Below are 21,677 nucleotides of genomic sequence, written 5' to 3'. Positions count from 1 at the left end.
ATCTGACGTCCGCGAGCTTATTCTTACTGGAGTAAATAGAGTATGCCTAAGTACCGTTCCGCCACCACCACCCACGGCCGCAATATGGCGGGTGCCCGTGCCTTATGGCGCGCGACAGGAATGACCGACGACGATTTTGGCAAGCCGATTATCGCTGTGGTTAACTCATTCACCCAATTTGTGCCGGGCCACGTTCACCTGCGTGATCTTGGTAAACTTGTCGCCGAGCAGATCGAAGCGGCAGGCGGTGTGGCTAAAGAGTTCAACACCATTGCGGTGGATGACGGTATTGCCATGGGCCATGGCGGCATGCTGTATTCACTGCCGTCGCGTGAGCTGATTGCTGACTCGGTCGAGTACATGGTCAACGCCCACTGTGCCGATGCCATGGTCTGCATCTCTAACTGCGACAAAATCACCCCGGGTATGCTGATGGCGTCATTGCGCCTCAATATTCCGGTGATCTTCGTTTCAGGCGGACCGATGGAAGCGGGTAAAACCAAGCTTTCTGACCAGATCATCAAGCTGGATCTGGTAGATGCAATGATTCAGGGTGCCAACCCGAACGTCAGCGATGCCGACAGCGAGCAGATCGAACGCTCTGCCTGTCCGACCTGCGGCTCCTGCTCCGGTATGTTCACCGCCAACTCGATGAACTGCCTGACTGAAGCACTCGGTCTGTCGCAGCCTGGCAACGGTTCACTGCTGGCTACGCACGCCGATCGCAAAGAGCTGTTCATCAATGCCGGTAAGCGCATCGTAAGCCTGACCAAGCGCTATTACGAGCAGGATGATGTCAACATGCTGCCGCGTAACATCGCGAACAAGGCCGCTTTTGAAAACGCCATGATGCTGGATATCGCCATGGGTGGCTCCACCAACACCGTGCTCCACCTGCTGGCGGCGGCACAGGAAGGCGATATCGACTTTAATATCTCCGACATCGATCGCCTGTCACGCAAAGTGCCTCAGCTCTGTAAAGTGGCGCCAAGTACCCCGAAATACCACATGGAAGATGTGCATCGCGCGGGTGGTGTCTTCGCCATTCTCGGCGAGCTGGATCGTGCCGGCCTGTTCGACAGCAGCGCCCGTAATATCCTGCAGCAGACCATGCGTGAAACGCTGGATCAGTACGACATCATGCTGACCAAAGATCAGGCGGTAAAAGATATGTTCCGCGCGGGTCCGGCGGGTATTCGTACCACCCAGGCGTTCTCACAGAACTGCCGCTGGGACACGCTGGATGATGACCGTGCCGAAGGCTGTATCCGTACCCGTGAAAACGCTTACTCGCAGGATGGCGGTCTGGCCGTGCTCTACGGCAACATCGCAGAAGATGGCTGTATCGTAAAAACCGCAGGCGTAGACAAAGAGATCCTGACCTTCACCGGTCCGGCGAAAGTCTATGAAAGCCAGGATGACGCCGTTGAAGCCATTCTGGGCGGCAAAGTCGTCGCGGGCGATGTGGTCGTCATTCGTTACGAAGGACCAAAAGGCGGGCCGGGCATGCAGGAGATGCTCTATCCGACCACTTATCTGAAATCGATGGGGCTGGGCAAAAGCTGCGCGCTGATCACCGATGGTCGTTTCTCTGGCGGTACGTCGGGCCTCTCTATCGGTCACGCCTCGCCTGAAGCAGCCAACGGCGGCACCATTGCGCTGGTCAAAGATGGCGACACCATCGAAATCGATATCCCTAACCGCGGTATCAAACTCGCCGTACCGGATAACGAACTGCACGCCCGCCGTGAAGAGCAGCAGGCACGTGGCGATGCGGCGTATACGCCGGTCAATCGTCAGCGTGAAGTCTCCTTTGCGCTGCGTGCCTACGCATTACTCGCGACCAGTGCTGACAAAGGCGCCGTCCGCGATAAGAGCAAGCTGGGAGGCTAACGATGGCCGAGTCTCAACCGCTACCCGAGGCGCCGTGTGGCGCCGAGTATTTGCGCGCAGTGTTGCGTTCACCGGTGTATGAAGTGGCACAGGTGACGCCGCTGCAGGTTATGGAAAAAATCTCATCGCGTCTCGGCAACACCATTCTGGTGAAGCGGGAAGATCGCCAGCCAGTGCACAGTTTCAAGGTGCGCGGTGCCTACGCGATGATTGCCGGTCTTAACGAAGAGCAGAAAGCGCGCGGCGTGGTGACGGCGTCAGCCGGCAACCATGCGCAGGGCGTGGCGCTCTCCGCCACTAAGCTGGGCATCAAGTCACTGATTGTGATGCCGCTGGCGACGGCAGACATCAAGGTTGATGCGGTGCGCGCATTTGGCGGTGAGGCTTTCCTGTTCGGGGCCAACTTTGACGAGGCGAAAGCCAAAGCGATAGAACTCTCAGAACAGCGCGGCTACACCTTCGTGCCGCCGTTTGACCATCCGGCCGTCATTGCCGGACAGGGCACGCTGGCGATGGAGCTGCTGCAGCAGGATGCGCATCTCGACCGGGTCTTTGTCCCGGTTGGCGGTGGGGGTCTGGCAGCCGGCGTCGCGGTGCTGATCAAGCAGCTGATGCCGCAAATCAAAGTGATCGCGGTGGAGTCAGAAGATTCAGCCTGCCTGAAAGCAGCGCTGGAAGCGGGTCATCCGGTCGATCTGCCGCGCGTCGGGCTGTTTGCCGAAGGGGTGGCGGTGAAACGGATTGGCAGCGAAACCTTCCGGCTCTGTCAGGAATACATCGATGACATCATCACCGTCGACAGCGATGCGATTTGTGCCGCGATGAAAGATCTGTTTGAAGATGTCCGTGCTGTGGCGGAGCCCTCTGGCGCGCTGGCGCTGGCGGGCATGAAAAAGTATATCCAGCAGCACGGGATCAAAGGCGAGCGGCTGGCGCATGTGTTATCCGGGGCCAACGTCAATTTCCACGGCCTGCGTTACGTTTCTGAGCGCTGCGAGCTGGGCGAACAGCGTGAAGCGCTGCTGGCCGTAACGATCCCGGAACAGCAGGGCAGTTTCCTGCGTTTCTGCCAGACGCTGGGTGGACGGTCAATTACCGAGTTCAACTACCGCTACGCCGATGCGGACAAAGCCTGCATCTTTGTTGGCGTACGACTGACGCGTGGCGTGGAAGAGCGCAGCGAGATCATCAGCGAGCTCACCAGCGGCGGTTATCAGGTGGTCGATCTCTCAGATGATGAGATGGCGAAACTGCACGTGCGTTATATGGTGGGCGGACGCCCTTCTAAACCACTGCGTGAACGCCTCTTCAGCTTTGAATTCCCGGAGGCACCCGGCGCGTTGCTGAAGTTCCTGCAAACGCTGGGCACCCACTGGAATATCTCGCTGTTTCATTACCGCAGCCATGGCACCGATTATGGCCGTGTGCTGGCGGCTTTTGAACTCGGCAGCGATGAGCCACGCTTCGAAGAGCATCTCACCGATCTGGGTTACGACTTTCATGACGAAAGCCAGAACCCTGCATTCCGCTTCTTCCTGTCAGGCAGTTGATTACAGCTGGCTCCAGAAAGCACTGATCAGCGGCTCTCCGAGCCGCTTTTTTTGCACGCAGATGCCGAGTTCGAACGGCGCAACCGAGTCAATATTCTCCAGTAGCAGCACGCGGTTACGCACCGGATCCGGGCTGTTTTCCAGTACCACATCCGGTAAAAGTGCAATACCGCAGCCCAGCGCCACCATCGAAACAATCGCCTCATGACCCGAGACCGTGGCGTAAATCACCGGGTTCGGGATGCGCTGGCGGCGGAACCAGAGATCGATACGTCGCCGTGCCGGTCCCTGCACCGGCAGGATAAACGGAATTTTTGACCAGTCGGGCTGCGGCTGCGTTGCCTGGGTGCGAACGGCGCAGGGCAGTGCGGGTGCGATCAGCACCAGCGGGATCAGCCCCAGTGGCATAAAATCAATGCTGGCGGGCAGCGTTTCAGGACGGCCGGCAATGGCCAGATCGGCATCGCCGGAGTGCACTTTTTCCACCGCATCCGCGGCATCGCCGGTATCCAGTTTGATTTCGACCTGCGGATGTTCAGCGCGAAAGCGGTCGAGGATGGGCGGCAGATGACTGTAGGCCGCCGTCACTGAGCAGAACAGGCGCAGCTCGCCGCTGAGCGACGGGCCGTTAAGATCCATCACATGGCGCAGTTGCTGATACTGCAACAGTGTCTGCTGGGCAAACTGGCGCAGGCGTTCGCCCGCTTCTGTCAGCGTCACGGTGCGGTTATCGCGCAGAAACAGCGCATGGCCGACATCTTCTTCAAGCCGCTGGATCTGGCGTGACAGCGTGGAAGGGCTGACGTGCATAGCACGCGCAGTGCGTCCGAAGTGGCAGCTTTCTGCCAGATGAAGAAACAGTTTCAGATCCCGTAAATCCATGTGCGCGTCGCCTCTGGGTGGTGTTGCATTTATTGCAATGTGACGTTGTTAATATATCAATTTAAGCAACAGAATTCCTGTCATATGATGGGGTCATTCGCGGCGCTGCATGACACGCCGTTCCTGAACAAAAAAAGCAAACACAACCTTACCGGAGTACCCATGGCTAACTATTTCAACACATTGAACCTGCGCAACCAGCTGGCGCAATTAGGCAAGTGCCGTTTCATGGCGCGCGATGAATTCGCGGATGGTGCCAGTTTCCTGAAAGGCAAAAAAGTCGTTATCGTTGGCTGTGGTGCGCAGGGCCTGAATCAGGGTCTGAACATGCGTGATTCCGGTCTGGATGTGGCCTATGCACTGCGTGCTGAAGCAATTGCGGAAAAACGCCCTTCATGGCGCAAAGCGACCGATAACGGTTTCAAAGTGGGCACCTACGAAGAACTGATCCCGCAGGCTGATCTGGTGGTTAACCTGACGCCAGACAAGCAGCACTCCGCTGTAGTTCAGGCTGTTCAGCCGCTGATGAAAGATGGCGCTGCGCTGGGCTACTCGCACGGTTTCAACATCGTTGAAGTGGGCGAAAGCATCCGTAAAGACATCACCGTGGTGATGGTGGCACCGAAGTGTCCGGGTACAGAAGTCCGTGAAGAGTACAAACGTGGCTTTGGTGTACCGACGCTGATCGCGGTCCATCCGGAAAACGATCCAAAAGGCGAAGGCATGGCGATTGCCAAAGCCTGGGCAGCAGCAACTGGCGGCGATCGTGCTGGCGTGCTGGAGTCCTCCTTCGTTGCAGAAGTGAAATCGGACCTGATGGGTGAACAGACTATCCTGTGCGGCATGTTGCAGGCTGGTTCACTGCTCTGCTTCGACAAGCTGGTGGCTGAAGGCACCGATCCGGCTTACGCAGAAAAACTGATCCAGTTCGGCTGGGAAACTATCACCGAATCACTGAAGTTTGGCGGCATCACACTGATGATGGATCGCCTCTCTAATCCAGCCAAACTGCGCGCTTATGCGCTGTCAGAGCAGCTGAAAACCATCATGGCACCGCTGTTCCAGAAACACATGGATGACATCATCTCCGGCGAATTCTCTTCCGGCATGATGGCGGACTGGGCCAACGATGATAAAAACCTGCTGACCTGGCGTGAAGAGACCGGCCAGACCGCGTTCGAAACCGCCTCACAGTATGAAGGCAAAATCGAAGAGCAGGAGTACTACGACAAAGGTGTGGTGATGGTTGCGATGGTTAAAGCGGGCGTTGAGCTGGCGTTTGAAACCATGGTGGACGCCGGCATCATTGAAGAGTCTGCCTACTACGAATCACTGCATGAGCTGCCGCTGATCGCGAACACCATCGCCCGTAAGCGCCTGTATGAAATGAACGTGGTGATCTCCGATACCGCCGAATATGGTAACTACCTGTTCTCCTTCGCCGCGGTGCCGCTGCTGAAAGAGTTCATGACCACGCTTCAGCCAGGCGATCTGGGTAAAGCGGTTGAAGGCACGCAGGTTGATAACGCGCAGCTGCGTGACGTTAACGAAGCGGTTCGCCAGCACCCGATTGAAACCGTTGGCCGCAAGCTGCGTGGCTACATGACCGACATGAAGCGTATCGCTGTCGCGGGCTAATTACCGTCATCACAGTTTTCAGCAAAACAAACCCCGGCTTGCCGGGGTTTTTTGTTGGTGAACCATACCAGGCAAGGCCGATTGTAAGTTAGTGCCTGCACTGCTGTGAGACAGTGCAGGCACATGGAATACGGTCAGATCGGAAAGACGCAAAATCCGCCATCCATGGCATGCTCGGCCCGCGCCGTCCATGGCGCGGGACGCTTTCCTCTTCTGACCGTATTCCCTGTGCCCTTAAGCTTCTTTATTGCTGCCAATATCAATACGCCTTTCAGCGAGGTCCGGTTTTTCAAACAGACAGCTAACCCGCTTAAGGCGTATGCTCCCTGAGCCTGTCGCCTGATATTGTTTAGCCCTTCAGAGCGGTTGTACTCTGTGAGCCTGCTCCATAAAAAAACCCGGCAGCCGCCGGGTTTTCACTGACCTTCATCCAGCCGGATTAAACGTCATACAGCGTCTGATTACGCGTCTCTTTACAGGCGAGCAATGCAATCAGCGTCAGCACGGCCATCGACGCCAGATAAAGCCCTACCGCCTGCAAACCATAATGCGCATTTAGCCAGGTCGCGATATAAGGCGCAACAGAGGCACCCAGAATCGATGAGAGGTTATAAGAGAACGATGCGCCGGTATAACGCACTTCGGTCGGAAACAGCTCCGGCAGCAGGGCGCCCATCGGACCAAAGGTCAGGCCCATAATGCTCAGACCCAGCAACAGAAACGCCATCACCAGCGCCTGCGATCCGGAACCGAGCATCGCCGGGAACAGGAACGAAAACGCGATAATCATCAGCGTAATGGTAATCATCGTCTTGCGGCGACCAAAACGGTCAGCCAGCAAACCGGCAATCGGCACCATCACTCCAAAGCCAATCACCGCCAGCATCAGCATCCACAACATACTATTACGCGGAATACCCAGACCGGCCGGTGCTGCCGTGGTGCCGTAGCTCATCGAATAGACGGTCATGATATAGAACAGTGTATAGGTCGCCAGCATGATAAAGGTGCCGAGAATGGTGGCAGTCAGATGCTTGCTCAGCAGCGCTGCAATGGGCACCCGAACCTGCTTCTTCTCTTTCTGTACTTTGGCAAACACCGGACTCTCATGCAGCGAAACGCGCACATACAGGCCAATCAGCACCAGCACGGCGGAGAGAATAAACGGCACGCGCCAGCCCCACTGCATAAACTGCTCGTCGGTCAACAGCCACGAAAGCAGCAGAAAAGTGCCGTTAGCGAAGAAAAAGCCAATCGGCGCACCCAACTGAGGGAAGGAGCCATAAAGCGCACGTTTCTTCGCCGGGGCATTTTCCGTCGCCAGCAGCGCCGCGCCACCCCATTCACCACCCAGTCCCAGTCCCTGACCAAAACGCGCCAGCGCCAGCAGCAGCGGAGCCATCACGCCGATAGTTTCATAGCCGGGCAGCAGACCAATCACCACGGTGGAGATCCCCATGGTCAGCAGCGAGGCAACCAGCGTGGCTTTGCGACCCACGCGATCGCCAAAGTGACCAAACACGGCGGAGCCAATCGGACGCGCGATAAAGGCGATAGCAAAGGTGGCCAGCGACTGTAGCGTCGCGACCGTGGCATCACCCTGCGGGAAGAAAATGTGCGGGAAAACAATCACCGCAGCAGTGGCATAAATATAAAAGTCGAAGAACTCGATGGCCGTTCCGACCAGCGAGGCAATCACCACTTTACTGCGTGAGTTAACCGGCGTGGGATCCTGCTGTTTGTCGAGCGTGTCTGTGAGGGAGGCTTGCATAACTGTTTCTTATTTGTAAATACAGACAAAGAATCTTACGCATCTGCCAGAGCGCATTCAATGAAGAAAACCCGCGCCGCGTCTGGCTTCAGCGGGCAAAAAGAGGATAATTTTTGAGGTGCGACGAATGTCGGGTGATACCGGGGTAATCCGGACGATATCTGGCGGGATACTCTACGAAAGGGCTAAATAAAAGTGACCCCTCAGCTATTCATCCTGTTATCTGGTTAAAAAATAGCCGAGAGGTAATATTTTCCGCTGTTGTTAACGGATTACGATGATTTGTGTCGTGACGCGCTGCCCGCTTCAGGCATTTGTGGGTCGTCTTTATATTTGGCAGTGGCGATCCATGCCGCACAGAACAGCGTCAGACGGGCGAAGAAGTAGAAAAACGCCATCAGGCCGAGCACGGAACCAAAGGCCGCACCGGAAGGCGAGGTCGCCAGCTTGGGCAGCGTCAGCGTCATCACAAACTTGATCACCTCAAAACCGATTGCCGCCAGCAGAGTGCCGCGGAACAGCGCTTTCTTACGCGGCTTATGACGCGGCAGGATCCAGAAAATCCACAGGAACAGCAGATAGTTAGCCATAACGGAAATCGAGGTGGCGATAATGGTCAGGGCAGGCCGTAACCAGTCGACACCGTCCAGCCCCAGTGCGCTGACGATCATTGCCTGCGCAGAACCGGCTACCGAGGTCAGCGACAGCGTAATCACCAGCGCCAGCATCAGACCGGTAAGCGACAGGAAATCGCGGATATAGCGCTTCCAGATCTTCTCTTTGTCATCCGGTTTGCGTTCCCACACGTCGCGCGACTGGGCACGAATCGCTTCGCGCAGGTTACCCATCCAGTTAAGACCGGAGTAGAGCGCCAGCAGTAAACCGGTAATACCCACGGTGGCACGCTGCTGAATGGCGGTATTTACCGTATTCTTCAGCGTGGTGGCCAGCGTCGGGTCGCTGATGCTGCTGACGATTTTGTTGATGATATCGGTCAGCAGATCCGGGTTCGATGCCAGCACAAAACCCACGGCGGCAAACGACACCATCAGAATGGGGATCAGCGATAAAAAAGAGAAATAGGTAATGGCCGCGCCAAACTGGCTGCCGAGCCGATCGTTAAAGCGGTCAAGGGCGCGAATAAAATGCGCCACTGCCGGGATCGCCTGAAACCAGGCGGCAAAACGCGACACGCGCACTATCGAATGATCAACCGTCTCGTTGCCGGTTTTAATATCGATAAGCGGCTTTTGCGGCTGCGTATCCTGCGGGTTTTCCTGCTTGTCTGTCATAGACCTTCACTGTCCTGTTTATCATTAAAATCAAAGTATAGCCGCTCAGGTGACGTACTCCTGTAACACCTGACTCAGCCACTCCATAAAAACCCGCACGCGACGCGCCACATTGCGCCGGTGCGGATAGAGCAGGTGGATCGGCATCGGTCTGGCGGGAAAGCGATGCAGCACTTCTACCAGCTCGCCTCTTTCCAGTAATGTCTGAATCCCGGCGGCAGGCACCTGAATAATGCCTAACCCCGCCAGACAGGCGGCGCGATAGGTTTCGGTGCTGTTCACGGTGACCACACCGCCGGTGTGAACATAGTGACACTGCCTGCCATCAAAATATTCAAAACCCGGTGAGGCCTGACCCAGTTGCTGGCTGTAATGCACCATCGCATGCTGCGACAGCTCTTCCAGCCGGATCGGCATGCCAAAACGCGAAAGGTAGCCAGGGCTGGCGCAGTTGATCAAGGTATGGGTACCAATTTTTCGCGCAATCAGGCCAGAATCTTTGAGTTCGCCGACGCGGATTACGCAGTCAAACCCTTCCCGGATCACATCCACCTGACGGTCGCTGCTGCTCAGCTCAATCTCTACGCCGGGGTAGTGCTGCAAAAATTCCGGCAGCCGTGGCAGGATAAAACTGGTGGCCATTGCCACAGACATATCAATCCGGAGTTTACCGCTGAGCGAGGCAGGCTCGTGCTGGAACAGGCTGTCCATATCGTCAATCATCGACAATAAATCAAGACAGCGATCGTAATAGACCAACCCGTCCTGGGTTAGTTGCACCCGGTGCGTGGTGCGATGCAGCAAACGTGTTGCCATTTGATTCTCCAGCGCCTGTATCTGTCGCGAAACACTGCCTTTGGGGACACCTAAACTCTCTGCCGCGCGGGTAAAACTACCCATTTCGGCCACCCGCACAAACACCTGCATTGCGTGAATTTTGTCCATGTTGTTCACCGATTGTTGTTTTTATTGAAACAGTGATGCGCATTTAACACTGTTTATAGATCAATAATTCGCGAATATCCTTAACCTGTGTTCAATTTTTCAACAGGTGCGAGAGATGAATCAGAAAGTGGCGTTAATTACCGGTGCAAACCGCGGTTTAGGCCGTAATGGTGCGTTAAAACTGGCGGCCAGGGGGACAGACATTATCCTGACTTACCGCAGCCATGCCGATGAGGCGCAGACGGTAGTGAAGGAGATCGAGGCGCTGGGACGACGTGCAGTGGCGCTGGCGCTGGACGTCGGCGAAACCGGTCAGTTCGATCGCTTTGTCGGCCAGGTGAAAGAGGCACTGCAACAGCAGTGGCAGCGTGAGCGCTTTGACTATTTAGTGAACAACGCCGGACACGGACACTACAAGCCATTTACCGACACTACCGAGGCGGAATTTGATGCGCTGGTTAATGTGCATTTCAAAGGACCTTACTTCCTGACCCAGAAGCTGCTGCCGCTGATCAACGACGGTGGCCGCATCCTGAATATCTCCAGCGGTCTGACCCGGCTGATCTATCCTGGCTCCTCGACCTATGCGTCGATGAAAGGGGCGATGGAAGTACTGACGCGCTACCAGGCGAAGGAGCTGGGCGAACGACGCATTCGCGTCAACATCCTGGCACCTGGCGCGATAGAGACCGACTTTGGCGGTGGCCGGGTACGCGATACTCCCGAGATTAACAATCAGATTGCCGGGCTCACGGCGCTGGGCCGGGTCGGACTGCCGGATGATATCGGCGACGCCATCAGCGCGATCCTCAGTGACGAAACCGGCTGGATCACCGCTCAGCGTATTGAAGCTTCAGGCGGGCAGGGGATTTAACCGCTGGCGGCATCGCGGAAAGCACCCCGCGACGCCGCCGCCTTTTACAGCGTAATGGTGCCATCGATGACGGTTACCGTATTACCGCCAATCCAGATGGTCTCACCATTAAAGGTTACGTTCACCCGACCGGCACGCTGCAGGGCAGTACCCTGACGCACGCGATAGGAGATGGTATGGCCTGCGGCTGCAAAATACCGCGCCAGACAGGCGTTGGCGCTGCCGGTCACCGGATCTTCGGTCAGGCTGCCATTTTCCACCAGCAGGCCACGCACTTCATACTGTTCATGCTCGCCCGAGGGCAAACGGCCAAAGGGCATCACGCCCGAGACACCCGCATGTTTAATCAGACGCTGCAAATCGCTGACATTGGGCTGCAGCGCCAGCACGGCCTCGGCGCTGACCATCGGCACCAGCAGCCAGCGGATACCCATATCCACCACGGTGGGGCTTTGCGTCAGATCGAACGCATCGCTGTTTAAGGCGTTACCCATCAGCGCATCCTGCCATGGCATCAGGGTGGCAGCAGGTGCGGCAAAGGCCAGTTCGCCCGTCTCATTAATCTTCACCGTCACGTTGCCGACACCACACTCCTGAACGATTTCGCCCGGCGTACGGGTTGGCCAGCCCGCCTCCAGCAGCGCGTGTGCGGTGCCCAGCGTAGGGTGACCGGCAAACGGCAGTTCGCCTTCAACGGTAAAAATACGCACCCGGTAGTCCGCCTCTTCATGTTGTGGCGGCAGCACAAAGGTGGTTTCCGACAGGTTAGTCCAGCGGGCAATCGACGCCAGCTGGCTGTCGCTTAACCCCTGAGCATCCATAATCACCGCCAGCGGATTGCCATTAAAGGCTGCTGAGGTAAACACATCGACTTGCTTAAACGCGACCTTCATGATGACTCCTTGCGATTGGGTTCAGTGCGGCCTTTTCTCTGCCGGATGATTGCTTATAACAGCTAACAGCGTTATCAATAAGTTAAAGAGTTTACCGGAGACTGTGAATGCTAACGATCCTGGGACGCGCCTCCTCAATCAACGTGCGCAAAGTATTATGGCTGTGTGACGAGCTTGACCTTGATTACCAGCGCGAAGAGTGGGGCGATGGATTCCGCTCAACGCACCTGCCCGAATTCATGGCACTCAACCCCAATGCGATGGTGCCGGTACTGAAAGATGATGACTTTGTGATGTGGGAATCCAACGCCATCCTGCGCTATCTGGCGAACGCCTATGGTGGCGAGTGGCTCTATCCTCATCATCCGCAAACGCGTGCGCCTGTCGATCAGTGGATGGACTGGCAGTCCACCGAACTCAACACTTCATGGCGCTACGCATTTATGTCGCTGGTGCGAAATTCACCGGCTCATCAGGATCCACGTCTGCTGGCCGCGGCCAGCAAAGGCTGGGCACATACCATGAGCATTCTCAATCAGCAGCTGGAAAAAACCGGTCGTTACGTTGCCGGGCGTAATTTCACGCTGGCAGACATTCCGATTGGCCTGGCGGTGAACCGCTGGTTTGAAACCCCGCTCGAACACCCTGATTATCCGGCGGTACGCACCTATTACGAACGCCTGACTGAACGCCGCGGCTATACCGTCTGGGGCCGCAACGGCACACCCTGAGTCTCGCCGCATGCGACTCCCGCCAGTTCACAGGCGATTTCGCCCGCGCGTCTGATTGCCCAGCTGTAGCGCGCATCAAACGGATAGCAGCAGGAGAGGCGCAGTGCATGGTTGTAGCGCTCGCTCAGCGAATAGAGCGCGCCGGGCGTGACGCAAATCTGCTCCTGCAGCAGCCGATCAAACATCTCGGTGGTATTTACGCCGCCCGGTAACTCGACCCAGAAGACGAAGCCACCGCGCGGCAACGTCGCGCGGGTGCCCTCCGGGAAGTAGCGGGCAATCAGTCCCCGCGCCTCATCCAGATTGGCCGCGTAGCGACGGCGCAGCGTGCGCAGATGGTGGTCATAACCGCCGGAAGCAAGAAACTCCGCCAGCGTTTCAGAGAGCAGGGCGGATTCTGCCATCGACGACACCGCTTTCAGTCGGGCAATCGCATCATGAAAACGGCCAGCGGCGGTCCAGCCAATACGGAAATCGGGCGCCACAGTTTTGGTGAAGCTGGTGCAGTAGATCACCCAGCCGTCGCGATCAAAGGCTTTTACCGCGGGCGAGAGCGGCCAGTCGAACTGCAACTCGTCATACAGCCCATCTTCTATCAGCGGAACGTGGTAAGTATTCACTAACTTCGCCAGCCGCTTCTTGTTCTCCAGCGACATGCCGCAGCCCAGCGGGTTTTGCGCGCTCGGCATCGCAATCAGCGCCTTAATTCGCTGCTCCTGAAGCAGCATCTCCAGCGCATCCAGCGACAGCCCATGCTGCGGATCGGTGGGGATTTCCAGCGCCTTAAGGCCCAGTGAAGCCAGCAGCGGGAAGAGGAAAAAGTAGGTTGGCGACTCCAGCCCCACGCAGTCGCCGGGCTGCGTAACCGCCCGCAGCGCCAGCTGAAGCGCTTCCATACAGCCGTGGGTCAGGGTGATCTCATCGGCGGTGAGCGTCTGTCCGGCGTGCAGCGCCCGTCGCGCAATCTCCTCCCGTAAGCGCTCACTACCGGGCGGAAGCGCATAGCGCCCAATCATGTTCGGATGACGGCGCAGCAGTGAGGCAGTAATCCGGGCAATACGCGCCGCAGGAAACAGCTCGCTATCCTGGGGGCAGGCCAGGGAAATATTGATGTAGTCGGGATGGTTCTGCGCCGCAAACACCTTATCGATCAGGTCGAGCTTGCCGCTGCTGGGGTCGCGTACCCGGGTTTTATGCTGACCATGACGGGTCACGGCGGGCAACACGCCGCGCACGTAATAGCCCGACTGGGGACGCGCCTCAATCAACCCGCGATCTTCCAGCAACTGCCAGGCATTCAGTACCGTATTGACACTGACCTGATGTGACTGGGCGACGCGGCGGATCGCCGGCAGACGTTTGCCGGGTTTCAGCGTGCCCTGATGGATGGCCTCAGCGAAGCTGTCTGCCAGCTGCTGATAGAGAGGCCGATCGGAAGTGGGAGCAAGGGACACAGTAGCCTCCGGATTGGATGGGTACAATTGCTATTAACGGAAACTGTAACCATAACAATAGTGATTTTGTGTCACTGTTACCATCCCTTTTCCCGCCGTAGCATAGAACTCTGTCTGTTTCAGGAGAGTCACCATGCTCGATCCCTCTTTCTTCAGTTACGTTACCGTCATGTCGATTACGCCAGGCCCGAACAATCTGCTGCTGGCGACCTCAGGCGTCAATTTCGGCATGCGCCGCACGCTGCCGATGGTGTTTGGCATACTGGTAGGTTGTGCGCTGCAAACGGTGATCGCCGGCGTCGCACTGGAGGTCTTACTGCACTGGATGGCGGCGATTCGCCTGCCGCTGACGCTGGCAGGCTGTGCCTATCTGTTGTGGCTGTCATGGAAGATTTTCCGTGCGGCAGCACCTGAAGTGCGCAGCAAGCCGCAGCCCATGACGCTGCTGGGCGGTGCCTGTTTCCAGGCGATCAATCCCAAAGCCTGGCTGATGGCGACCAATGTGGCGCTGTTGTACAGCGCCAGCAGCGGCGTGCTGACGGTGATGATCGGCTTTATGCTGCTGAACCTGCCCTGCATTCTGATCTGGGCTGCGCTGGGCGATCGCCTGCGCAGCCATCTGCAGATTGCCTGGAAGCGTCAGTTATTTAACAGCCTGATGGCGCTGTCGCTGGTGGCGACTACCATCTGGATGCTGACCGACGCCTTGCTGGCCGCTTAATCGGGTGCACCTGGTGCTGTGGCCGACGGCCATTTCCAGTTCTGCACCTCCGGCACATCTTCACCGTGTTCACGCACATAGCGATGATGCTCAGCGATGCGCTCCTGCAGATCGTCCAGCAGCTCAGGATGCGCATCGGCCAGGCCAGGCACGCGAAGAATCGCCTCCTGCGCCAGATGATAGCGGTCAAGCTCGTTCAGCACCGTCATATCAAATGGCGTGGTGGTGGTTCCCTCTTCATTAAAGCCGCGCACATGGAAGTTGCGGTGGTTAGTTCGCGAATAGGTCAGGCGATGTATCAGCGTCGGATAGCCGTGGAAGGCGAAGATCACCGGTTTATCCGGGGTAAACAGCACGTCGAATTCCGCATCAGATTTGCCATGCGGATGCTGATCCTGCGGCTGCAGCGCCAGAAGATCGACCACGTTCACCACGCGGATACGCAGTTCGGGCAGCATACCGCGCAGCAGATCCACCGCCGCCATCGTCTCCATGGTCGGCACATCACCGGCACAGGCCATCACCACATCCGGCTCCTCATGCTCTGGCGTGGTGCCCGCCCAGCGCCACTCGCCCATGCCCGCTTCACAATGGGTTACCGCACTCGCCATATCCAGCCACTGCGGCGCAGGCTGCTTGCCCGCCACAATCACATTGATGCGGTCCCAGGTGCGCAGGCAGTGATCGCCAACCCACAGCAGCGTATTGGCATCGGGCGGCAGATAGATGCGCACAATGTCCGCTTTTTTATTGGCAACGTGATCGATAAAGCCCGGATCCTGATGGCTGTAGCCATTGTGATCCTGTCGCCAGACGTGTGAAGAGAGCAGATAGTTCAGCGACGAGATCGGCTTACGCCAGCCCAGTTTACGCGAGACTTTCAGCCACTTGGCGTGCTGGTTAAACATCGAATCGACGATATGAATAAAAGCTTCATAACAGTTAAACAGCCCGTGGCGGCCGGTCAGCAGATAGCCCTCAAGCCAGCCCTGACACTGATGCTCACTGAGAATTTCCATCACCCGGCCATCACGCGCCAGTTGTTCATCGTAAGGCTCTGTTCGTTCCAGCCAGGTACGGCTGGTCACGTCGAAGACCGGCGTCAGGCGGTTAGAGGCAGTTTCATCCGGGCCAAACAGGCGGAAATTATCGCGGTTGCGCTGGAACAGCACGCTGAGATAACGGCCCAGATGCTCAGTGGCCTGCGCCATCTGTGCGCCTGGCTCGCTGACATCGCAGGCAAACTCCGCGAGTTCAGGCGCATCCAGCTCACGGCGCAACAGGCCGCCATTGGCATAAGGGGAAGACCCCATGCGTTTATCACCTTCCGGTGCCAGCGCCTGCAGTTCCGGCTTTAAGCGACCCTGTTCATCAAACAGGTCGTCTGGCTGATAACTCCGCATCCACGTCTCAAGGATCTGGCGATGACCTTCATCTTCACGACAGGCCGCGACGGGAACCTGATGCGCCCGCCAGAAATCCTCCACTTTCTTGCCGTCGACCGTTTTGGGGCCGGTCCAGCCTTTGGGGCTGCGCAGGATAATCATTGGCCAGCGCGGCACCCCGGTGGTGGCTTTGCCCTGACGCGCCTCGCGCTGATAAGCGGCGATTTTACTGAAGGCACTATCCAGCGCCTCCGCCATCAGCGGATGCATTTTTTCAGGCTCATGCCCGCAGACGAACAGCGGCTCGTAGCCGTAGCCACTGAACAACTGGTGCAAATCTTCATCGCTGCTGCGACCCAGCAGCGTTGGGTTGGCGATTTTATAGCCATTGAGGTGCAGAATCGGCAGGACCGCGCCGTCACGTTCAGGATTCAGGAACTTAATGCCGTGCCAGCTGGAAGCCAGCGGGCCGGTCTCCGCTTCGCCGTCGCCAATCACGCAGGGTACAACCAGTTCGGGATGATCGAAGGCCGCGCCAAACGCATGGGAGAGCGAATAGCCCAGCTCACCGCCTTCATTAATCGAGCCAGGCGTTTCCGGTGCCGCATGACTGGGAATGCCCCCCGGAAAGGAGAACTGTTTGAACAGACGCTGCATGCCTGCCGCATCCTGAGTGATGTGCGGATAAACTTCGCTGTAGCTACCCTCAAGCCAGGTATTCGCTACCATGCCGGGGCCGCCATGTCCTGGTCCGCAGATGTAGATCATATCCAGGTTTTGCTTCCGGATAACGCGGTTGAGGTGGGCATAGATAAAATTCAGGCCTGGCGTGGTGCCCCAGTGACCCAGCAGACGCGGTTTAATGTGTTCCGGCCTGAGTGGCTCACGCAACAGCGGGTTATCCATCAGATAAATTTGTCCGACGGAGAGGTAGTTTGCTGCCCGCCAGTAGCGGTCGAGCAGCGTGAATTCCGGTGAAGCAGGGGAGTAAGACATGCAGTTTCCTCCTGATCGTGCAGCTAAAAGATGCCTTAACCCTAATAGAGAATGCCCGGATCGACCAGGTAACCAGCCAATAAAAAAGGCCCCGCAGTGCGGAGCCTTTTTATCAATGGCGCTGAATTATTTGCCGACGACGAAAGCGGTTTCCCGTCCTTCATCGTTTGCCGCCATCGGGGTAACCGGCGAATAGTCGAGCTGCAGAATCCGGCTGGTTTCGGCTAACACTTTCTCTGTCAGCGCTACGTCACCGTTCAGCTTACGTCCCCAGGATGGGATCACCGCACGGATTTTATTCTGCCATTCCGGCGAAGCCATCTGCTCAGGACAGACCTTGTGCAGCAGCTCCAGCATGATCGGTGCCGCCGTAGAGGCGCCAGGCGATGCACCCAGCAGTGCTGAAATCGAGCCATCCTGTGAGGCGACCACTTCGGTGCCCAGGCGTAACACGGCGCCCTCTTTCTCATCTTTCTTGATGATCTGCACACGCTGACCGGCAGTCACTAAGCGCCAGTCCTCCTGCTTCGCCTGCGGCACATAGGCGCGCAGGGCGTCCATCCGGTCGCGATCGCTTTGCAGCACCTGATCCATCAGGTATTTCACCAGATCAAAACTTTTCAGTCCCACTTTCACCATCGGCAGCATATTGCTGCTGTTCAGTGAGGTGAACATATCCATCAGCGAACCCTGCTTCAGGAACTTAGTCGAGAAGGTGGCGAACGGACCAAACAGCAGCACCTGCTTGCCATCCAGCACGCGGGTGTCGACGTGCGGCACGGACATCGGCGGCGCACCGACGCTGGCTTTGCCATAGACCTTGGCCATGTGCTGCGCGACGACCTGCGGATTTTCCGTTACCAGGAATGAACCGCCCACCGGGAAACCAGCGTAACCGTTGGCTTCCGGGATGCCAGCCTTCTGCAACAGCGGTAACGCTGCGCCGCCAGCACCGATAAATATTCTACCCGCCGTCAGTGTGCGACGCGTGCCGCTGTTCAGACACTGCAGCGTCACCTGCCAGCGACCGTCGGCGAGCTGCTTCAGCTCACGCACTTCCTGACGCAGACGCAGCTGGAAATTCGCTTTCTTCTCTAACGAGGCGATCAGCTGACGGGTGATTTCACCGAAGTTCACGTCGGTGCCCATCTCCGTCCAGGTCGCGGCCACTTTCTGGCTGCGGTCACGGCCATTCATCACCAGCGGGATCCAGCGGGCAATCTGCTGCGGATCTTCGGAGTAGGCCATGCCACGGAACAGGGTGCTTTTCTGCAGCGCCTTAAAGCGCTTGCGCAGGAAGTCGACATTGTCGTCACCCCAGACAAAGCTCATGTGCGGCGTACTGTGAATAAAGCTTTTAGGGTTGCGCAGGTTGCCTTTCTGGACCTGATAAGCCCAGAACTGGCGGGAAATCTGGAACGATTCGTTGATCGTTACCGCTTTAGTGATGTCGATGCTGCCATCCGCCTGCTGAGGCGTATAGTTCAGCTCCGCCAGCGCCGCATGACCGGTGCCCGCGTTATTCCAGCCGTTGGACGACTCTTCGGCCACGCTATCCAGCCGCTCCACCATTTCGATGGACCAGTCTGGCTCTAAATCCTGCAGCCACGCGCCGAGGGTAGCGCTCATCACACCTGCGCCAATCAGCAGCACGTCAACGTCTTTGCGCTCCTGCGCGGTAGTAGTGGTGTCCTTTGCCATGGCACTCATCGCGAGCGCAAGGTTTACAGCTGAATTGCACATGAGGCGACATCTCCTCTTCTGTTGACCTGAAGCCCAACAGTTTCGCAGGCGAAATAGTCACGCTTCTTACGAGCGCGTTGCGCTATTTCTCAAAGGTTAAGTCTCAGGTATAGGGTTAAAGCGGTAATAACGCGTTAACTGCACGTTATGCTTTGTCATCCGAATATAACATTCTCGCATCTGAATTAAACATTTGTTTATTTTTTAAATGCAGAAATGATTCAGCATAAGAATTAATCATCAGGGCTGGCAGCGTATTAGGAGTTTTTTAGTGTGAAGTCAGTGGGTTAACAAAAATAGCATGTTGCTGAAAAGCTCCATGCTGGTGCAACGCCGGAATGGATATGAACCGTGCGGAATTATTTAATTCGCTGAAATTTAGCGATTTATTATGCAGTAAGGAATAACGGGAATCGGGAGCAGAGCGCCTGAAAGGCCGCTTGTGTAAAAATAGTGTTACATTTTTGTGAGTCTGAAAATGCGTGCACATCGGCACACGCATCGGATTCACTTATGACAGACTGGCGCTGGCGGGCAACTTTTTCAGACTTATCGCCATGCGGTTGTAGGTGTTCATCAGACCAATCGCGATGTTCAGATCAACAATCTCTTTTTCACTGAAGTGCGCTTTCAGTGCGGTATAGCGGTCGTCTGGCGCACCCTGCTGAGCAATCAGGGTCAGGCATTCAGCCCAGTGCAGGGCAGCCTTCTCTTTATCACTGAACAGCGTACCGGATTCCTGCCAGACCGAGGTCAGCACGATCTTATCCCAGCCCATGCCCGCTTTATTCAGCGCTTTGGTATGTAAATCAATGCAGTAGGCACAGCCATTAATCTGCGATATGCGCAGGAACAGCAGTTCCAGTAAAGTGAGCGGCAGATCGGTTTGTGCCAGATAGCTGTATACGCCGCCCAGCGCTTTCATGCCCGCCGGTGCTGCACTGTGAAAATCGATACGTTCGCTCATCTTATTGCCTCATTCAGGGTTGATAAGGCGATTTTCAGCCTTTCAATGGAGCAGATAAAGTGCCAAAAAATGAGAGTCTGACTGGTCCATCGCCGCTTTCCACGCTGACACTGCAGCGCGGCGCGTCACGTGGCCTCAGTGAACAACTGCGTCAGCTGATTGAACAGGCGATTGGTGAAGGACGTTTACAACCTGGCGCGCGTCTGCCTTCCTGCCGCGATCTGGCGGCTCAGCTCGGCGTGGCGCGTGGCACCGTTCGCGCCAGTTACGACATGCTGGTTGATGGTCAGTTTCTGCAGGCCAGAGGCGCGGCGGGTACCTTCGTCAGCCCATTACCGCCGTTAAAACCGGTCAGCGCCGATGCTGAACGCCAGCTGCTGGAAGGTGCAGAGGAGTATGAAGCGCCACCGCTGACCTTCCAGATGGGCATTCCTGCCAGCGATGCATTCCCGGCCAAAGTCTGGCTGCGCATTCTGCAGCGTCAGACGCGCCTGCAGGTCAGCAGACCGGCCAGCTATCCCGATCCCCGCGGCAGCTTAGCGTTGCGGCAGGCGCTGGTGGCCTACCTTGCGGTGGCACGCGGCCTGCGCTGTCAGGCGGACCAGATCATTATTACCAGCGGCTATGCTGGCGCAATGGGACTGATTGGGCTAGCGATGAATTTTCAGGGTAAAACAGCATGGCTGGAAGATCCCGGATTCTGGGTGGCGCGTCGCGCGGTTGAAGCGCTGCGCGTCACGCCGGTTGCCGTGCCGGTTGATTCCGAAGGGTTGCAGGTTGAGGCCGGGATTGCCCGCGCGCCGGATGCCGCTTTTGCGCTGGTCACGCCGGGACAGCAGGCGCCGCTTGGTATGACGATGAGCCTGGCACGCCGGCATGCCCTGCTTAACTGGGCCAGCCGCGCGCAGCGCTGGATTATCGAAGATGACTATCTCGGCGAGCTTCAGCCCGGCAATCGCGCCGCGCCGTCACTGGCCGCGCTCGACAGCCAGGGGCGGGTGTTGCACATCGGCACGTTCAGCAAGACGCTGACGCCGCAACTGCGGCTCGGTTTTATGGTGGTGCCACCCGCTCTGACGGCCCGGTTCGGCGAGGTCTGCGCGTTGCTTTCGCCTGCCTCCTCCGGATTGCTGCATAATGCGGTGGCGGAATTTCTGCGGGATGGCCACTTTATGCGGCATCTGCGGCGGATGAAGCGCGTCTATCATGAGCGGCTGGAACTGATGATCGCGGCGCTGCATCCTCACTTTCCTGACCTGCAACGCGCCGGGCTGGCGGTGATTGTTCGTTTACCCGCCGGTTCACCGGATCAGGTGATTTCGCAGCAGGCGGTGGAGTGGGGCATGGCGCCGTCGCCGCTGTCGATCTGGTATCAGCAGGCGGATCAGCGCTGTGCGGGCCTGCTGCTGGGGGCGGCACATCTGCCACGTGAAGGTTATGCGTGCAGTGCCGAACGGCTAAAGGCGCTGGTCGATGCGTATCCTGCTGTCAGCCCCTGAACCAGCGACGCCAGACAAAACGGATAACAAAAAACTCCAGTGCGCCCAGCAGTAAAAACCAGACGCAAAACACCACCGTATAGAGCTGATTCAGGTCCTGCAAATGCAACATCTGCAACAGATGCTGCGCCACCGTAACGCTAAAGGCGGGCGCGGGCAGCAGCAGCGCCGAGAGAAAGCCCAGCAGTAAAATGCCACCAGGCACGATCAACGTTTCAAAAGGGTTATTCATAACCGGTATCCCATATTTATCAGCCCGGCATTTTCCGGTAAACGGCGACACGGTTCAATGGTGGCGCGCTGCTTCGTGCGCATCCGGCATGCTGCATGGCCAGACGAATGGTCAGAAAATGCTTTGCTACCATCGACTTAGCGCGATTCATAGCGGATGATAAGAGTTATAGCCTTTGCTATACTTAAATCCCTGATTTTACTGTCTTTTT

17 protein-coding genes are annotated in these 21,677 nt (G+C 57.1%); 7 read left to right on the top strand and 10 right to left on the bottom strand.

Annotated elements, in window-relative coordinates; translation table 11 throughout:
* Positions 1 to 42 precede the first annotated feature (42 nt).
* Positions 43 to 1,893 carry a dihydroxy-acid dehydratase gene (gene ilvD / locus EPG66_RS21985; RefSeq protein ID WP_010253556.1) on the top strand — a complete coding sequence of 617 codons (1,851 nt, stop codon included), beginning with the start codon at positions 43 to 45 and terminating at the stop codon, positions 1,891 to 1,893.
* A 2-nt stretch (positions 1,894 to 1,895) separates the two neighbouring features.
* On the top strand, positions 1,896 to 3,443 hold the full coding sequence (gene ilvA / locus EPG66_RS21980) for a threonine ammonia-lyase, biosynthetic (protein WP_031593765.1): 1,548 nt from the start codon (positions 1,896 to 1,898) through the stop codon (positions 3,441 to 3,443).
* Here ilvA and ilvY read toward each other — a convergent pair whose 3' ends face one another.
* The gene (gene ilvY, locus EPG66_RS21975; RefSeq protein WP_008926355.1) at positions 3,444 to 4,325 is read right to left on the bottom strand and encodes an HTH-type transcriptional activator IlvY; all 882 of its coding nucleotides are present in this window, start codon (positions 4,323 to 4,325) and stop codon (positions 3,444 to 3,446) included.
* 162 nt (positions 4,326 to 4,487) lie between these two features.
* Between ilvY and ilvC the strand changes: the two genes are divergently transcribed.
* The gene (gene ilvC, locus EPG66_RS21970) at positions 4,488 to 5,963 is read left to right on the top strand and encodes a ketol-acid reductoisomerase (RefSeq protein WP_010253551.1); all 1,476 of its coding nucleotides are present in this window, start codon (positions 4,488 to 4,490) and stop codon (positions 5,961 to 5,963) included.
* Positions 5,964 to 6,402: 439 nt separating this feature from the next.
* Here ilvC and EPG66_RS21965 read toward each other — a convergent pair whose 3' ends face one another.
* The 3 genes from EPG66_RS21965 to EPG66_RS21955 form a co-directional block, all read right to left on the bottom strand.
* Positions 6,403 to 7,734 (bottom strand): MFS transporter, encoded by a 1,332-nt coding sequence (locus EPG66_RS21965; protein WP_010671462.1) that lies wholly within the window; start codon positions 7,732 to 7,734, stop codon positions 6,403 to 6,405.
* Between the two features lie 272 nt (positions 7,735 to 8,006).
* Entirely contained in the window at positions 8,007 to 9,026 is a 1,020-nt protein-coding gene (gene yhjD / locus EPG66_RS21960; RefSeq protein ID WP_064704076.1) for an inner membrane protein YhjD, read from the bottom strand.
* A gap of 45 nt (positions 9,027 to 9,071) precedes the next feature.
* On the bottom strand, positions 9,072 to 9,971 hold the full coding sequence (locus EPG66_RS21955; protein WP_182688100.1) for a LysR family transcriptional regulator: 900 nt from the start codon (positions 9,969 to 9,971) through the stop codon (positions 9,072 to 9,074).
* 115 nt (positions 9,972 to 10,086) lie between these two features.
* On the opposite strand from EPG66_RS21955, the gene EPG66_RS21950 reads away from it, so the two are divergent.
* A complete protein-coding gene (locus tag EPG66_RS21950; protein ID WP_031593767.1) occupies positions 10,087 to 10,845 on the top strand; it encodes an SDR family NAD(P)-dependent oxidoreductase in 759 nt (252 codons plus the stop codon).
* A gap of 44 nt (positions 10,846 to 10,889) precedes the next feature.
* Here EPG66_RS21950 and EPG66_RS21945 read toward each other — a convergent pair whose 3' ends face one another.
* Complete coding sequence (locus EPG66_RS21945; protein ID WP_039389693.1) at positions 10,890 to 11,738, bottom strand: PhzF family phenazine biosynthesis protein; 849 nt, start codon at positions 11,736 to 11,738, stop codon at positions 10,890 to 10,892.
* A gap of 107 nt (positions 11,739 to 11,845) precedes the next feature.
* Between EPG66_RS21945 and EPG66_RS21940 the strand changes: the two genes are divergently transcribed.
* Positions 11,846 to 12,469, top strand: a complete 624-nt coding sequence (locus EPG66_RS21940) for a glutathione S-transferase family protein (protein ID WP_064704078.1) — start codon at positions 11,846 to 11,848, stop codon at positions 12,467 to 12,469.
* Here the strand turns inward: EPG66_RS21940 and EPG66_RS21935 are convergent.
* Positions 12,436 to 13,923 (bottom strand): aminotransferase-like domain-containing protein, encoded by a 1,488-nt coding sequence (locus EPG66_RS21935; protein WP_083070527.1) that lies wholly within the window; start codon positions 13,921 to 13,923, stop codon positions 12,436 to 12,438. The genes EPG66_RS21940 and EPG66_RS21935 overlap by 34 nt on opposite strands.
* Before the next feature lie 133 nt (positions 13,924 to 14,056).
* Between EPG66_RS21935 and EPG66_RS21930 the strand changes: the two genes are divergently transcribed.
* Positions 14,057 to 14,644, top strand: coding sequence for a LysE family translocator (locus EPG66_RS21930; protein WP_031593770.1), 588 nt, complete (start codon positions 14,057 to 14,059; stop codon positions 14,642 to 14,644).
* Here the strand turns inward: EPG66_RS21930 and EPG66_RS21925 are convergent.
* The 3 genes from EPG66_RS21925 to EPG66_RS21915 form a co-directional block, all read right to left on the bottom strand.
* Positions 14,641 to 17,025, bottom strand: a complete 2,385-nt coding sequence (locus EPG66_RS21925) for a phosphoketolase family protein (protein WP_083070526.1) — start codon at positions 17,023 to 17,025, stop codon at positions 14,641 to 14,643. The genes EPG66_RS21930 and EPG66_RS21925 overlap by 4 nt on opposite strands.
* Before the next feature lie 126 nt (positions 17,026 to 17,151).
* A complete protein-coding gene (gene mqo, locus EPG66_RS21920; RefSeq protein WP_031593772.1) occupies positions 17,152 to 18,768 on the bottom strand; it encodes a malate dehydrogenase (quinone) in 1,617 nt (538 codons plus the stop codon).
* Between the two features lie 511 nt (positions 18,769 to 19,279).
* Positions 19,280 to 19,735 (bottom strand): carboxymuconolactone decarboxylase family protein, encoded by a 456-nt coding sequence (locus EPG66_RS21915; protein WP_039389685.1) that lies wholly within the window; start codon positions 19,733 to 19,735, stop codon positions 19,280 to 19,282.
* Positions 19,736 to 19,794: 59 nt separating this feature from the next.
* Here EPG66_RS21915 and pdxR point away from each other — a divergent pair, with 59 nt between their 5' ends.
* Complete coding sequence (gene pdxR, locus EPG66_RS21910; RefSeq protein WP_083070525.1) at positions 19,795 to 21,234, top strand: MocR-like pyridoxine biosynthesis transcription factor PdxR; 1,440 nt, start codon at positions 19,795 to 19,797, stop codon at positions 21,232 to 21,234.
* Here the strand turns inward: pdxR and EPG66_RS21905 are convergent.
* A complete protein-coding gene (locus EPG66_RS21905; RefSeq protein WP_083070524.1) occupies positions 21,224 to 21,466 on the bottom strand; it encodes a DUF1158 domain-containing protein in 243 nt (80 codons plus the stop codon). The genes pdxR and EPG66_RS21905 overlap by 11 nt on opposite strands.
* Positions 21,467 to 21,677: the final 211 nt, after the last annotated feature.

It is taken from the genome of Pantoea pleuroti, assembly GCF_014156615.1.
GTDB classification, from domain to species: Bacteria; Pseudomonadota; Gammaproteobacteria; order Enterobacterales; family Enterobacteriaceae; genus Pantoea; species Pantoea agglomerans.
The sequence above is the reverse complement of the archived record's forward strand: the minus strand, read 5'-3'. Positions and strand labels throughout refer to the sequence as shown.

Bases quoted from the DNA above. Each gene is read 5' to 3' on its own strand.
- EPG66_RS21965 (WP_010671462.1), bottom strand. From the start codon at position 7,734: ATGCAAGCCTCCCTCACAGACACGCTCGACAAACAGCAGGATCCCACG.
- EPG66_RS21940 (WP_064704078.1), top strand. From the start codon at position 11,846: ATGCTAACGATCCTGGGACGCGCCTCCTCAATCAACGTGCGCAAAGTA.
- yhjD (WP_064704076.1), bottom strand. From the start codon at position 9,026: ATGACAGACAAGCAGGAAAACCCGCAGGATACGCAGCCGCAAAAGCCG.
- EPG66_RS21950 (WP_031593767.1), top strand. From the start codon at position 10,087: ATGAATCAGAAAGTGGCGTTAATTACCGGTGCAAACCGCGGTTTAGGC.
- EPG66_RS21955 (WP_182688100.1), bottom strand. From the start codon at position 9,971: ATGGACAAAATTCACGCAATGCAGGTGTTTGTGCGGGTGGCCGAAATG.
- ilvD (WP_010253556.1), top strand. From the start codon at position 43: ATGCCTAAGTACCGTTCCGCCACCACCACCCACGGCCGCAATATGGCG.
- EPG66_RS21915 (WP_039389685.1), bottom strand. From the start codon at position 19,735: ATGAGCGAACGTATCGATTTTCACAGTGCAGCACCGGCGGGCATGAAA.
- EPG66_RS21930 (WP_031593770.1), top strand. From the start codon at position 14,057: ATGCTCGATCCCTCTTTCTTCAGTTACGTTACCGTCATGTCGATTACG.
- ilvC (WP_010253551.1), top strand. From the start codon at position 4,488: ATGGCTAACTATTTCAACACATTGAACCTGCGCAACCAGCTGGCGCAA.
- EPG66_RS21945 (WP_039389693.1), bottom strand. From the start codon at position 11,738: ATGAAGGTCGCGTTTAAGCAAGTCGATGTGTTTACCTCAGCAGCCTTT.
- EPG66_RS21925 (WP_083070526.1), bottom strand. From the start codon at position 17,025: ATGTCTTACTCCCCTGCTTCACCGGAATTCACGCTGCTCGACCGCTAC.
- EPG66_RS21905 (WP_083070524.1), bottom strand. From the start codon at position 21,466: ATGAATAACCCTTTTGAAACGTTGATCGTGCCTGGTGGCATTTTACTG.
- ilvA (WP_031593765.1), top strand. From the start codon at position 1,896: ATGGCCGAGTCTCAACCGCTACCCGAGGCGCCGTGTGGCGCCGAGTAT.
- ilvY (WP_008926355.1), bottom strand. From the start codon at position 4,325: ATGGATTTACGGGATCTGAAACTGTTTCTTCATCTGGCAGAAAGCTGC.
- mqo (WP_031593772.1), bottom strand. From the start codon at position 18,768: ATGTGCAATTCAGCTGTAAACCTTGCGCTCGCGATGAGTGCCATGGCA.